The organism is Fictibacillus sp. BK138 (genome assembly GCF_004216955.1).
In the GTDB taxonomy this organism is placed as follows: Bacteria; Bacillota; Bacilli; order Bacillales; family Fictibacillaceae; genus Fictibacillus.
The window spans coordinates 1-13,097 of the sequence record NZ_SGXL01000003.1 but is presented as its reverse complement, the minus strand read 5'-3'; the positions used below and the strand labels follow the sequence as shown (position 1 = coordinate 13,097).

The 13,097-nt window shown below is 34.2% G+C and carries 12 protein-coding genes; 11 read left to right on the top strand and 1 reads right to left on the bottom strand.

What is annotated here, in order from left to right; translation table 11 throughout:
- The first annotated feature begins 226 nt into the window (after window positions 1–226).
- The 10 genes from EV282_RS18070 to EV282_RS18025 all read left to right on the top strand — a co-directional run bounded on the left by EV282_RS18070 (window position 227) and on the right by EV282_RS18025 (window position 11,749).
- On the top strand, window positions 227–1,897 hold the full coding sequence (locus tag EV282_RS18070; protein ID WP_165389528.1) for a peptide ABC transporter substrate-binding protein: 1,671 nt from the start codon (window positions 227–229) through the stop codon (window positions 1,895–1,897).
- Between the two features lie 75 nt (window positions 1,898–1,972).
- On the top strand, window positions 1,973–3,220 hold the full coding sequence (locus tag EV282_RS18065; RefSeq protein WP_130297294.1) for a GNAT family N-acetyltransferase: 1,248 nt from the start codon (window positions 1,973–1,975) through the stop codon (window positions 3,218–3,220).
- A gap of 15 nt (window positions 3,221–3,235) precedes the next feature.
- Window positions 3,236–3,364, top strand: a complete 129-nt coding sequence (locus EV282_RS18060; RefSeq protein WP_242611948.1) for an FbpB family small basic protein — start codon at window positions 3,236–3,238, stop codon at window positions 3,362–3,364.
- 79 nt (window positions 3,365–3,443) lie between these two features.
- On the top strand, window positions 3,444–4,004 hold the full coding sequence (locus EV282_RS18055; RefSeq protein WP_130297292.1) for a hypothetical protein: 561 nt from the start codon (window positions 3,444–3,446) through the stop codon (window positions 4,002–4,004).
- Between the two features lie 110 nt (window positions 4,005–4,114).
- The gene (locus tag EV282_RS18050) at window positions 4,115–4,480 is read left to right on the top strand and encodes a YybH family protein (RefSeq protein ID WP_130297291.1); all 366 of its coding nucleotides are present in this window, start codon (window positions 4,115–4,117) and stop codon (window positions 4,478–4,480) included.
- Between the two features lie 127 nt (window positions 4,481–4,607).
- Entirely contained in the window at window positions 4,608–5,486 is an 879-nt protein-coding gene (locus EV282_RS18045) for a GNAT family N-acetyltransferase (RefSeq protein ID WP_130297290.1), read from the top strand.
- A gap of 115 nt (window positions 5,487–5,601) precedes the next feature.
- On the top strand, window positions 5,602–6,819 hold the full coding sequence (locus EV282_RS18040) for an alpha/beta hydrolase (RefSeq protein WP_130297289.1): 1,218 nt from the start codon (window positions 5,602–5,604) through the stop codon (window positions 6,817–6,819).
- Window positions 6,820–7,110: 291 nt separating this feature from the next.
- Window positions 7,111–8,187, top strand: a complete 1,077-nt coding sequence (locus tag EV282_RS18035; protein WP_130297288.1) for a hypothetical protein — start codon at window positions 7,111–7,113, stop codon at window positions 8,185–8,187.
- Window positions 8,188–8,267: 80 nt separating this feature from the next.
- Window positions 8,268–9,383 (top strand): tyrosine recombinase XerS, encoded by a 1,116-nt coding sequence (gene xerS, locus EV282_RS18030; protein WP_130297287.1) that lies wholly within the window; start codon window positions 8,268–8,270, stop codon window positions 9,381–9,383.
- An 806-nt stretch (window positions 9,384–10,189) separates the two neighbouring features.
- On the top strand, window positions 10,190–11,749 hold the full coding sequence (locus tag EV282_RS18025) for a serine hydrolase domain-containing protein (RefSeq protein WP_130297286.1): 1,560 nt from the start codon (window positions 10,190–10,192) through the stop codon (window positions 11,747–11,749).
- A 445-nt stretch (window positions 11,750–12,194) separates the two neighbouring features.
- Here the strand turns inward: EV282_RS18025 and EV282_RS18020 are convergent, their stop codons facing one another.
- Window positions 12,195–12,491, bottom strand: coding sequence for a hypothetical protein (locus EV282_RS18020; protein ID WP_130297285.1), 297 nt, complete (start codon window positions 12,489–12,491; stop codon window positions 12,195–12,197).
- Between the two features lie 152 nt (window positions 12,492–12,643).
- Here EV282_RS18020 and EV282_RS18015 point away from each other — a divergent pair, with 152 nt between their 5' ends.
- Window positions 12,644–13,030 (top strand): RidA family protein, encoded by a 387-nt coding sequence (locus tag EV282_RS18015; RefSeq protein WP_130297284.1) that lies wholly within the window; start codon window positions 12,644–12,646, stop codon window positions 13,028–13,030.
- Window positions 13,031–13,097 lie beyond the last annotated feature (67 nt).

The following is a 13,097-nucleotide window of genomic DNA, read 5'->3' as shown; positions in this document are numbered from 1 at the left end:
ATTTTTACATCTGTGATTAAATATAAAATAAATTGACCGTTCAGTTTTTTATTTAAAAAAACTAAATAGTCATTTTATAAAATTAGTGTATTGTTATGGCACCTAGACCTTATTCAGCTGGTGCCATAACAACTAATGCAAATTATCAGAATAATTTTTATTTTTTCTAAATCATTTAGAAAATACTAAATGGTTTATAAAGAATAAAAGAATGGGGGAAAAATGAATGAAAAAGTCTTTACTGATCATGATGCTAATACTTAGCATGATGCTCGCAGCTTGTTCAGGGAACGAAAGTTCAGGGTCTAAAGGGAAAGAAAAAGGGAAAGATACCGGAACACCTGATTCTAGTAATCTTGCAGAGGAACAAGTTCTAAATCTTTATGCTAGCGGTGAAATTCCATCGATGGATTCTAGTCAGGCAACAGATACGGTTTCTTTTACCATCATGAATAATACATTCGAAGGGCTTTATCGTCTTGATGTTGAAAATAAGCCTGTCCCAGGTGTCGCAAAAAGTTATTCTGTAAGTGATGATAACCTTGTGTACACATTTGAACTGAACGAAAACGCAAAATGGAGTAATGGAGATCCGGTAACAGCACATGATTTTGTTTACAGTTGGAAAAAAGCGTTGCATCCAGACACTCTTTCTCAATACGCTTACATCATGGGAGTGGTTAAAAACGCTAACGGTATTCAAACTGAAGGAGACCCGTTATACGGCAAGGTAGATGAGTTAGGTATTAAAGCGATCGATGATCATAAGCTTGAAGTAACACTTGAATACCCAGCTCCATATTTCTTAAGTTTGACTGGTTTTGCTACATTCTATCCTCAAAACCAAAAGTATGTGGAATCTCAAGGTAAAAATTATGCACTTGAAGCAGACACGATGATCTATAATGGTCCTTTTGTAATGAGTGAATGGAAACATAACGAAGGTTGGGTAATGGAAAAGAACGATCAATATTGGGATAAAGAGAACGTCATCCTAGATAAGATCAATCAAAAAGTAGTTAAAGATACAGCTACTATGATCAACCTGTTCGAGACGGGTGACATCGATTATGCAAAACTTACAGCAGAGTATGTAGACCAATACAAAGATCATGAAGACTTCTACACTTCACCTGATCCTGTAATGTACTTCTTGCGTTTAAATCAAAAGAACAAAGCACTTGCGAACTTAAACATCCGTAAAGCAATCGACAGCGGATGGGATAAAGAGTCTCATGCTAAAGTTATCTTAAATGATGGATCTAAAGCTGCGTATTATTTCATTCCTTCGGATTTCACGAAGAATCCTGATGGTGAAGATTTCCGTAAGATCAATGGTGACTTCGGTTCTTACGATATTAAGAAAGCACAAGAGTACTGGAAAAAAGGTCTTGAAGAGATCGGTGAAGAATCTCTAACATTAGAATTACTTAACTATGATGATGATACGAGTAAGAAGACCGGTGAATATATCAAGAACCAGCTAGAGAAGAACCTTCCTGGTCTAACTGTTAACATCAAAGCTCAACCATTCAAACAAAAGCTAGCGTTAGAAACAAAGATGGATTATGACTTCTCTTATGCAGGTTGGGGACCAGACTATGATGATCCTATGACATACCTTGACATGTTCCTAACAAATGGTGGCCATAACGAAATGGCATATTCAAATCCAAAATACGACGAACTTGTAAAGAGTGCATTAAAAGAAGCAGATGCAAAAAAACGTTTTGAGATGTTATTAGAAGCAGAAAAAGTCTTTATGGAAGATCAAGCGATCTCTCCAATGTTCCAGGACGGAACAGCAGCTCTATTAAGAGGATATGTTAAGAATAGAGCAGAACATGTATTTGGTGGAGATTTCACGTACAAGTGGACGTATATCGAGAAACACTAAGGTTACAAGGATTAAAAAAGAAACAACTCCTGCCCTGCGGCAGGGGTTGTTTTAATAAAAACAAGGAGTCGGAGTATGTCAATCAAACTAATACCAACTGAAGATTTTGATGCTCTTATCAACGTAGTATCCGGAGCTTATACCGCTTTTGATTACCATATACCAAGTAATCAATCAGTATTAAAGGAAAGATTGCTGCACATCCAGAATGAAGATCCGACGATAAGTCTGTATGGATATTATAAGAACGAAAAATTAGTTGGTTCTATGAGGTTTCATGATTATGAAATACATCTGCATAATCAGAAGCTAAAAGCTGGTGGAATCGGACTTGTAGCGGTAGACCTTCTTAACAAGAAGGAGAAAATCGCAAAAGAGATGCTGATTTATTTTCTAAAGCACTATCAGGAAAAAGGTGCGACCGTTGCTATGCTGTATCCATTCAGACCGGATTTTTATAAGAAGATGGGATTTGGTTTTGGTACGAAGATGAATCTATATAAAATCAAGCCAGAAAACTTTCCGAGTAGGGGTTCAAAGCATAACATAAAATACTTGACCGAAAAGGATAAAGAGAAACTGTTAGAATGTTATAACGAATACTGTCTTTTGACCAATGGGCTACTCAATAAAACGCAAAGTGAACTCGAGGCCATTTTTAAGAACCCTGCGAATAGAATCATAGGGTGTGAAATCGATGGGAAGATTTTAGGTTATTGTATATTTAATTTTCAAAAAGGAGAAGGAACTAGTTTCTTGATAAATGATATCCAAGTTAAAGAACTGGTTTATTTAGACACTAAATCATTAAATGAGATTTTTACTTTCTTCAATAGTCAATCTGACCAAGTGAGATATATTGTAATTAATACGCAAGACGAAGATTTTTATCATCTGTTTTCAGATCCTAGAAACGATACTAACCATCTCATTCCATTTGTATACCATGAGTCTAATACCTCAGGTGTTGGTATCATGTATAGAGTTCTTGATGTAATGAGGGCTTTTCAATCTCTAGGTAAAAAGATCGATCATAACGTCAATAAGATTATAAGATGGAACATCTTTGATAGTTTATTAGAAGAGAATAATAAAAGCATCATTACGGAAATCAAAGATGGAAGACTTGAACTTATTGAAAAAGGATCTTTTGAATTAGAGATTAATATTGATATTACAAATCTATCATCCCTATATGTAGGTTCTATATCATTCTCAAAATTAATCAACCTTGGGTTAGCTGAGATTTCCGATAAAACAGTTATACCTTTGGTTGAAACGATATTCAAAGCCACAAAACCTTTATGCATGTCAGGCTTTTGAGAAATGAGGAAAAGAATGAAGATCAAATATAATTTTAAGGAACTGGTAGACAGGAATAAAGAAATGATATTAAAAGATAAAGAATATCTAGAACAAATTGAAAAAAAACTAGAAGATAAGCATTTAATAGAAAATAAAAAGTAAAAGATCCTCGTTGGTATAAAAACAGGCCAACGACATAAAATATAAAACTGTATAGTCAGTTTTTTATCAGGTGATACGAATGAAGATAAAAATATTATTATTACCTTCCATTCTTCTATTTATTTTTTTTACTTCGCAAAATGCAGAGGAAAACGTAAAAAAAACAATCAGCATTTCATATGAACAAATTCAAGAGAATGGGATTAAAGATATTTATCTTGAAAAAGAAATTAAAGAGAACGCAGTGCTTCTAGAGAGTGACATAGTTTTTATGGTCAAAAAACAACCTTTTCATAGGAGTGATATATCTTTAACAAATAAAAACCTTAATGTAAATAAACTTATGACCCTTGTCGCAAACGAATTGATTTATCTTGAAGCTCATGAAAAGGGGTGGTTACCTGATGAAAAGAAATTAAAATCAGAAATTGAACGATTGTCAAAAGGATTAAAAGCAGATGATAGATTGGATCGAAGGCAATTAGAACAAATAGTCTTGAATAAAATGTATTTAGAAGACTATCTGATAAAGTCCAAGAAAGTGAAAAAAGATCAACTAGATCAAGCGATAAATGAATATTACAAAGATATTATTATAAATTCTTTTGACGATGTTAAAATTAGCAGGAATTATCTTTAAGAGCTATCTTGATGCGCTAAACTAGTGGCCCAACAAATATGAGTAGTTTGAGATCGTAAAGTATAAATCTCTTTGTAAGAAGTGTGAAAAAATTTAAAAGGTGTGTTCTTATGACAAATTTTGAGACGCTTTCTCAATACATTGATGCAACGAATAGCCATCTCTTTACTAATGTACAATCCTTTATACACGATAACGCAGTATTTCTTTTTCAGGAGAAGTGTTATAAAGGAATACAGGAGATCAGGGACTATTTTGACAACACTTGGTCACTCATAAAGGATGAAGACTACCGAATCGACAACATCCAATGGTTAAGTATATTAGATGAATCTGCTCTTTGTATATACAATTATCATTGGAGTGGATTTTATAAAGGAGAGAAGGTAAGCGGATCTGGAAAAGCCACCAATGCATTTTTGAAGACGGATGGTTGCTGGAAAATCATACACGAACATCTAACCCCTTTAAACTAGAATATTCTATTAAAATGATAAAATTCTTGAGGTATGACTGATTTTTTGGGTTGAGGATTTCCATTTTTATCTAAATGGAACTCAAAACCGTTATTTGAAGTTAAAAATATTAAGGTGTGATCTGTAGATGATTAATATCAAGAAAGTAAATGAATGTACTTTTGACGAACTTTCTTACGTCTGGAATGATGTGTTTAGTGGATACTCCCAGAACATGGAACTTACAGTAGATCAGATTGCGATGATGATCGGAAAAAAGGAACTATTTCCTTCCTCATCCTTAGTTGCGTTCTTTGACGGAAAACCGGCAGGTTTCGTCTTGAACTCCATCAAGTCATTAAATGGTGTCAAGATTGCATGGAATGGGGGGACGGGGGTCGTAGGCAGCCTGCGCGGAAAAGGTATAGGCAGAATTCTTCTTGAGGAGACGTTTGAACTGTATAAAAAAGAAGCTGTTGAACGAGCTACTCTAGAAGTCTTAACAGGAAACAAATCCGCTATCGCACTCTATGAATCTTTCGGATATGTTAAAGAATGCACCCTGGACGTTTTTGATAACATCAGTCCGGGACACTTTTCTTCAGGACGAGAAAAGAGTATTTACAGGCTTGAGAAAGGATCTCCTGCGGATGTGAGAGAGATTAATTTTTATAACCCATCTGTCGCGTGGGAATCGATGTGCGAAAACATATTCAACGGAGAATCTTATATGGCATTAAACGAAAATGGTAAGCCGTTAGGCTATACGTTGTCTAGACCCGTAAGAAATAATGAAGGCATTACCAGCACCATTTTATACCAATGTGAGTTGGATCCTGCTTTAGATGAGGATGAACAAAAATTACTTGCGATCGAACTTCTTTCAAATGCCTTTTCCGTAACAAGGGGTTTTAGTTATGGAAGAACGGGTGATTTTGTGACTAAGAGCAAAAAGGTCTATGAAACCATTCATAATAGTATCAGACCTGATTTGCAACGCTTCTTGATGAATAAGATCTTCGTTTGATTTGATGGTTTATAGCTTTAAGTAGAACTTTAAAACACTTGATAATTAGAATAATGCAAGTAATATTTAAAAAAGTGAATCATATGGAAAATCAAAGTTTAGGAGGCAGAATCATATGCCAGTGACAAACACCAGTCCTAGAATACAACGATTAATAAAGGAACTAAAATACGATAAAAAAAACAATATAGATGACTTTATCATGGAGATTAAGGAAAAGGGAACACCTATCGTAGAAACATGTGAAGAAAGTGAAGAAAAATTGGTAACGTTTATATATATAGGAGATGGCAATACAGAAAAAGTATTAGTTTTAGGTAGTTTTCCTGGATGGGATTTACAGGAAAATATGCTAAGCCAGATCACAGACACGAAGATTTTTTATAGAACCTTCAAGACAAGTAAAAAATTCGTCTCTACATATAGGTTTTCAATCAATGATAATCATGGAAATAACTGGTTAGAAAGAAGTAAAAGGTATCAATCGGATCCATATAGTAAAAGTAATATGAGATTTTTAACGGATTCTGAAAAGAAAGAATATACAACCTTGTCAGTAGTTGAGCTTGGTCTTTCATTAAATAAGAAACAATCCACAGCACATAAAGTTCCTCAAGGAAACATAAGAACTCATGAGTTCTATAGTGATATCTTAAAAAACACAAGAAAAATTAGAATATATACACCTTCGGGTTACTCAAACAAGGGTAGACCTTATAAGGTGATAATGAGTTTTGATGGTTTATCGACCCTTACTTCGTTATCTGTAAATGATGCTTTGGATAAACTCATCTTTAATAAAAGTATAGAACCTTGTGTGTTCATAGGTATTGATAATGTTGATAGAATGGAAGAGTTGGTGTTTAATGAAAATTTTAACGATTTTATTATAAAAGAGCTTATGCCCTGGATAAAAAACAACTTCAATGTGTCATTAGAGAGTAGAGACGCCACGATCGGAGGGTATAGCTTAGGTGGATTAGCTTCCCTATTCATCGCGTTAAAGAATCCAAACCTCTTTGGTAATGTTATCTCAATGTCAGGTGCTGTACATTCAAAAGATCCATTTAATAGTGGTGTCCATCCTTGGTTTAAAGAGAAATTAAATGAACCTAAAACAATTTCACTTAATATATATATGAGTACAGGATATCTAGAAGTTGAACAGTTATTAGAAGCGAATAGAATCTTTAAAGGTATGCTTGAGCTTAAAGGGCACAATGTTCATTTTCACGAGTTTCAAGGGGGACATGATGTGGTCTGGTGGCGTGAAGAATGGATAAACGGACTGATAAGACTCAACCCGAAACTAGATAATGCCAAACTACGATAACCCTGGCTTCCTATCAGGTCAATGCTATGAGAGTGTGTATCAATAGAACACATCTCTCATAGAAAAATTTTTTATGTGAAGTATTTGATAGTGGTATTTATTAGCGATTTTCAAAGCACAGTAACCAGCTTTTTTTAACAATATTCTTTAGTATTCTGACTGTAAATAAGTATAGTTTTGTAATAAATAGGATTAGATTAACTGTTCGTATAATATAAATTTTAAGAATAGTTTATTTTTTAAAAGAATTGATATATTCTAAGAATAATAGATTAATGAAAGGTTGGTTTAATGGAACAAAGAACATTTTATTATAATAAAGCAAATTATATATTAAATTTAAAGTCTCATATCGAGAGATATTTTAAAGGTAAATCAATGCTGCAATTTGGAATAGCTTTACCTTATTTTGTCCCTTTTAAAGACTCTACTAATGTAACGTATAAAGTTACAAATGATGTTTTAAATCATTTTCATTTTTCAAAATTTAATCATACAGAACCCATTTATACAGGTACATATAAAGAGGTATCAAACCAACAACAAAGTATAAATCGAACCCGAGTTGAAATGTCATATATTTATAAGAAAGAACTTAAAAAAGATACGTGTAATGAAGATTATCTGACTGAAACCTTTAATCTACTACTTAAAAATCTAAATAATATTATAACTTCCTATATTTTAGTTACAAAAGACATTAGTGTAAATAAAGTTAAAATGGAAAATCTGGATCCAATTATACTTTTTAGATTAGTAAGTCTTAAACCTTATCAGGAAGAATATCAAGGTTTATTTCATTTAAATTTTAATAAATTGGATCAAAACCACGAAAATTATTTGGACACTAAAAAAACTGATGCTGTCATGAGATTTATCGATACTGTTGGATATGAATTAAATCCATTTACATATACTCAAGAATTAAATCTTAATGCCAGAAGGTATTTTAAAAATGGTGATTTTAGGCAATCTGTTATTGAATCTCAAACAGCCGTTGAAACCTTTTTTACTGCTTTATATAGACAACTTTTATTTAATGAAGAAAACAATTTAAAAGTAATAAATGAAAAAGTTGAATCTATAGCTTTTAAAAATATGGTTACTCATCAGTTTCACAGAAGATTAGGCGGCGATTTTGATATAACTAATAAAGAAAGTATTGTAGGTAGTTGGTGGAAAAACACTTATTTATTAAGAAATAAGGTTGTTCATGAAGGCTTTACTCCAACTTCTATTCAGAGTAATTTATGTATAGAAGCTGTAAATAACTTATTCAAGTTCATCACTGATTTGTTACATGAAAATACAAATAAAGATAAATATCCAGCGTTAAGTGAGTTTTTATTAAAAACACCTACAATATAAAGATTTGTTTTTTTGTTCATATAAATTGCATTATACGAACATATGTTTTTGAAGAGAATATATATAAAGGAGGTTTTTTATTGGCTATCTCAAGGCAGCGAGAAAAATTCCAACAAAGGGTTGATAGAATCCAAGAAGAACTTCCCTTCTATTGTATCGAATACATCGATTCTAGAGACTATCTCTCTCCTGTTACGCTGTATAACTACGCTAGGGATTTCCAGGAGTTTTTTGATTGGCTTATAGCTGAAAGAATCGTAACTGGACCATTAAAAGAGGTTAAGTTATCAGAGTTAGAGAACCTTCCTTTAAAGGAAGTGGAAAGCTACTTCCGCACAATCGGGAAAAAAGAATATTCATCTTCGAATAAAAAGAACGCTGAAAAAAGACGAATTTCTCAAGCGACTGTCAACCGGAAAAAATCAGCACTTCGCTCCCTTTTCAACTTCCTAACAAATGAAACTGAAAATGATCAGGGAGAATCTTATATGATTAGGAACGTTCTATCAAAGGTTCGTATTCATAAGGTAACAGAAACTCTTAACGAACGGGCGAAGAATATAGTAAACAAGATTTTTGTCGAAACCAATGATATCAATTTTCTAAATTACGTAAGAGATGAGCATATTCTTTCCCTCTCGCCGAAACAGAAGACTTATTTTGAACGTGATAAAGAAAGGGATTTTGCTATCCTCTCCTTATTTTTAGGGGCGGGAATCCGTTTAGATGAACTTGCAAATTTACGTATGAAGGATCTGGATTTTTCAGACGGAGAAATACATGTAATCCGGAAAGGAAATAAAAAGGATTCTGTCTTTGTAGTTCCTGAAAGTATGCAGGATATAAAAAGATATCTAGGAGTTAGAAATCAAAAGTACGGTGGATCCACAGATGAAGACGAGTTTGTTTTTTTAAGTGTATATAAAAAGCAATCGTCTCCCCTCTCCCATCGGGCTATACAAAATATCGTCTATAAGTACACGAAGGCATTCGATAAAAAACTGTCTCCGCATAAACTGAGGCATACGTATGCAACGAATCTGGCAGAAGCAACGGGAGACCTATCTCTTGTCATGAATCAACTCGGGCATACCTCTACACAAACTTCATTACTTTATATAACCAAGACACGGGATAAAGCTAAAAAAGCTTCAGAACTTCTGGGGAAGAGAAGAACCAACTCTGATGAAAAATAATTTCTTTATATTAATAAAATCATAAAAAATTTCGCTGGATTTTTTTACTATAGGCTGCAGTGCTTCCGAAACCTGAAAGGGCTAAGTCCGTTATACAGAAAAAATGAGTTTTGGAGATTGCATCATGCAATTGGTTCAGAATATATATACTGGCTTTTTTAGTTAAAAAAAACATAAAAAAACGTTTAGCATATCCAAGTAGATTATATCTAAACGTTTTTGTTTTTGTTTATGCATGTTTTTTAACTTCATGGTCTATCGGCTGGATATCAATCAAATGTCCTTTAATCAACAAGTTCATCCACCCCCTTGTTTCTCAGTATTTTCATAATGTTACATTTTTAGGATACTACAAAATAGAAATAAATAACAAAGGAATTTTTCTATTTTTTATTTCAATTTTATGATGAATCTCCCTTTATTCTCTTAAAAGGTTATATAAAACTATCATTCATTAACCAAGGATCGAGATTTAAAGCATCTCCTTTTCAATTGTCGCTATTCTGAACAGTGATGTCATCCCCCAATCGTTATGTCTATAACACCTTTTATTTTGAACTTGGAATACTTCTCATAGTTCATTTTGCTTCTAGGACTTTAATCTTATACATAAAACCCTTTTCTCCTTGATAGTAAATCCTTATTGCTAAAACTTTTCGAATGTTATACGATTGTAATAAAAAATGACTATACAGTTTTTTAGTCCTTTTTAAATTGATTAATAGGAGTGATTAAGATGTATCAAATTACAACAGATAGTTTACATTCAGGGGATTATAGATTATAAACATTCGGAGGATTTAAATTTGAACTATAAACAAATCGAAGAACTTATAGCAGAAAAAATGCAGATTGCGACCGTACCGGGTCTTGCAATCGTCCTATTCAATAAACATGATGTCCTTTTCGAAAAGGGATTCGGGTATACGAGTACGGAAGAAACTGCTCTTAATGTTACGCCACATACCCTTTTTAGTATCGGCTCGATTAGTAAAGTGATAACGGGTACTCTAATTATGAAACTAGTGGAAAAAGGTATCCTTGATCTAGATAGACCCATTAGGGCTTATGTTCCTTGGTTCACACTTCATAACGAACAGGAGACAGAAAAGGTTACGCTGCGAAGACTTCTTAGTCATACTGTGGGTCTTCCTCATGTTTTTGAGGCATTTGGAAGCCAAGATTCTGATGGATTGAATAAATTAGTGATGAGTGTTCCCAATCATCCTCTATTGTTCCCCCCTGGAGAATCATGGAGTTATAGCGATCTTGGGGTTGACACCGCAGGATATGTAGCAGAAGCAGTAACGGGTATATCTTTCAACGAACTTGTACAAGAATTCGTGTTTGACCCTATATCGCTTGAAAGATCTACCTATGATCTTTCGAAAGCTGTCACTTATCCGTTGGCATTACCCCATTCAAAAAAAGAAGACGGCAGTCTTGGAGTAGCGCACCGTTTTCCTGCAAATTCGGCACATAACCCATCGAGCTTTGCTATGGCCAGTATGTCTGAGCTGGCAAAAATCGGTCAGATGTTCTTGAAATCAGGTGGAGATTTTTTAAACGAAAACAGTGTACGTGAGATGATGACCCTACACGGTGACTATTTTATGCCGAACCAGAGCGGTTACGGCCTTACACTTGAACTGGATTTTTATAAGGGAATAAGACGTGCCTGGCATGACGGTGCACTCCAATCACTCGGAGCATGGATGTTCATTGCACCTGATGAAGACTTTGGAGTTGTGATGGCATGTAATAAAAGAGAAGGATTCTGGGGTCATGCTGAGGAGATTATAGAGATGATCTTTAACCTCCGTTTTCCAAATGAGACAGAAAAAGTGTATCCTCAGAATTACAAAGGCAAAACAATACCGTTAAACCGTTGCACAGGGACATACGTGGGGGCTTGGACCGGTTATGTGAGTATAAGCCAACCAGCGGGGGGCTTAGTCTTAAATATGAACGATCATGAATCGGTCCTCACTCCATATGGTAAAGACAGATTTCAAGGTACTTCATCTGAAGGAGAAGTACTCTCGGTAGGGTTTCAAAATAAGGAAGACTCAGAAATCAAGTTCATCATGGTCAATGGTATTCCTTGTGAAAAAATAGCGGAAGTTCCTGAGTATACACATCCTGTTGATACATATAGTTCGTATATTGGATCATTTATAAAAAACAACGATAGACTAGAGTTCCGAGTAGAGGATGATAAGCTATACTGTTACGACCAATACGACGATACCACTCTTCCCTGTAAGGTAACCGGCGACAATACGGTAGTTGCAGGCAGCATCCTCGTTGAATTCTTGCAAGATTCCATACGAATCAACAAAGGGTCCATTCTTACTAGAGTCTAACTGATACACAGACTATATTGGTATAACCTGCTGGGTTTTTAACATTTGTCCTGGAAGGTCGAACAGTGTACTAGAATCGACATCTTTTGTTGTTTCAACATTCTTTTAAGTGACATCCTTTTAAAGAAGGATGTCACTTTTTGAAGGTGAAGATAGATGACTGACTAAAAGAACTAGATTTTTAAGGAAGCAAAGATAATGAAATCCTTCGAAGGGTTGGATTGAATGGAGACACCTGAAAAACAGTTAGTAATTTACTTTATATTCAGAAGACCTTTTAGGGAGTGAAGGAAGAGTTGAAATACAACATTACTTTAATCGCGGCGAATTCGAAATGGCTTTTTGAAGGGTTGAGTTGAGGAATAAGTTTGGAGAAAAATAAAAGAAGTAACTATTTCAGGAAAGGGGTGGAAATTAGGCATTCGTATTCGCCATATGATTATCATCAGATGGCGTAGTACCATCTAACTAACCAGTCTTTTGGCATGGTCACTCTATTAAGGTCAATCCTTTGAAGCTCTGATAAAGAAAATGTATTTGTGAGATGCAGCTCCCACTGAGCATCAATATCTTTCGCTATCTCGATAAACTCATCAAGATATAAATCATCATTTTCAGAATATACTTCTGCTAATTTTCGAGAGCACCAATCAACAAGTTCTTTATGTAGAACTTGATTATTCATAGTTAAGTATAATGCTTTCTTTAAATTTTCTTTGGTTAAATCCATCTCATTTAGCACGTAACCTCATCCATTCTATTTATCTTGTAACTATTATCTCTATTCTTGTAACTGCTGCCCAAAACATAGATTTTAAGTTTTTATGTTCTAGGACGAGTTTTCAATGCAATTTAACTTATCGTTGTATTAAATAAAATTTCAGGAGACAGATAATGAAAATTAGGAAAACCAACCCCGATACTGTGTCACCACCAATAGCTCAATACCATCATGTTACCATCATACCGAGAGAGGCTGAATTAGTCGTTCTATCTGGTCAGATTGGTAATGATAAAGATGGAATTTTACCGAAAGATATAGAAAGCCAATTTGCCAATGCATTAGATAACATAAAAGCGATTCTTAATAGTGAAAGAGTAAGTACAAACAATATTTTCAAAATTAATTTTTGGCTGACAGAAGAAATAGATAGGAAAGTATTTTTAGATAAATGGGAGGATTTCCATAAGGGAAATCCACCAGTGACTACATTTGCTTATATAACCGCTTTAGCAAAACCAGAATTAAAAGTCGAGATCGAAGCGTGGGCGGCAAAATAAAGGCGTATAACTTCTCTGTTGTTGTAAAAATATCAGTGGCCGCCCTCACTCAATTTTCTGTAATTCT

Bases quoted from the DNA above. Each gene is read 5' to 3' on its own strand.
- EV282_RS18070 (WP_165389528.1), top strand. From the start codon at position 227: ATGAAAAAGTCTTTACTGATCATGATGCTAATACTTAGCATGATGCTC.
- EV282_RS18065 (WP_130297294.1), top strand. From the start codon at position 1,973: ATGTCAATCAAACTAATACCAACTGAAGATTTTGATGCTCTTATCAAC.
- EV282_RS18060 (WP_242611948.1), top strand. From the start codon at position 3,236: ATGAAGATCAAATATAATTTTAAGGAACTGGTAGACAGGAATAAAGAA.
- EV282_RS18055 (WP_130297292.1), top strand. From the start codon at position 3,444: ATGAAGATAAAAATATTATTATTACCTTCCATTCTTCTATTTATTTTT.
- EV282_RS18050 (WP_130297291.1), top strand. From the start codon at position 4,115: ATGACAAATTTTGAGACGCTTTCTCAATACATTGATGCAACGAATAGC.
- EV282_RS18045 (WP_130297290.1), top strand. From the start codon at position 4,608: ATGATTAATATCAAGAAAGTAAATGAATGTACTTTTGACGAACTTTCT.
- EV282_RS18040 (WP_130297289.1), top strand. From the start codon at position 5,602: ATGCCAGTGACAAACACCAGTCCTAGAATACAACGATTAATAAAGGAA.
- EV282_RS18035 (WP_130297288.1), top strand. From the start codon at position 7,111: ATGGAACAAAGAACATTTTATTATAATAAAGCAAATTATATATTAAAT.
- EV282_RS18015 (WP_130297284.1), top strand. From the start codon at position 12,644: ATGAAAATTAGGAAAACCAACCCCGATACTGTGTCACCACCAATAGCT.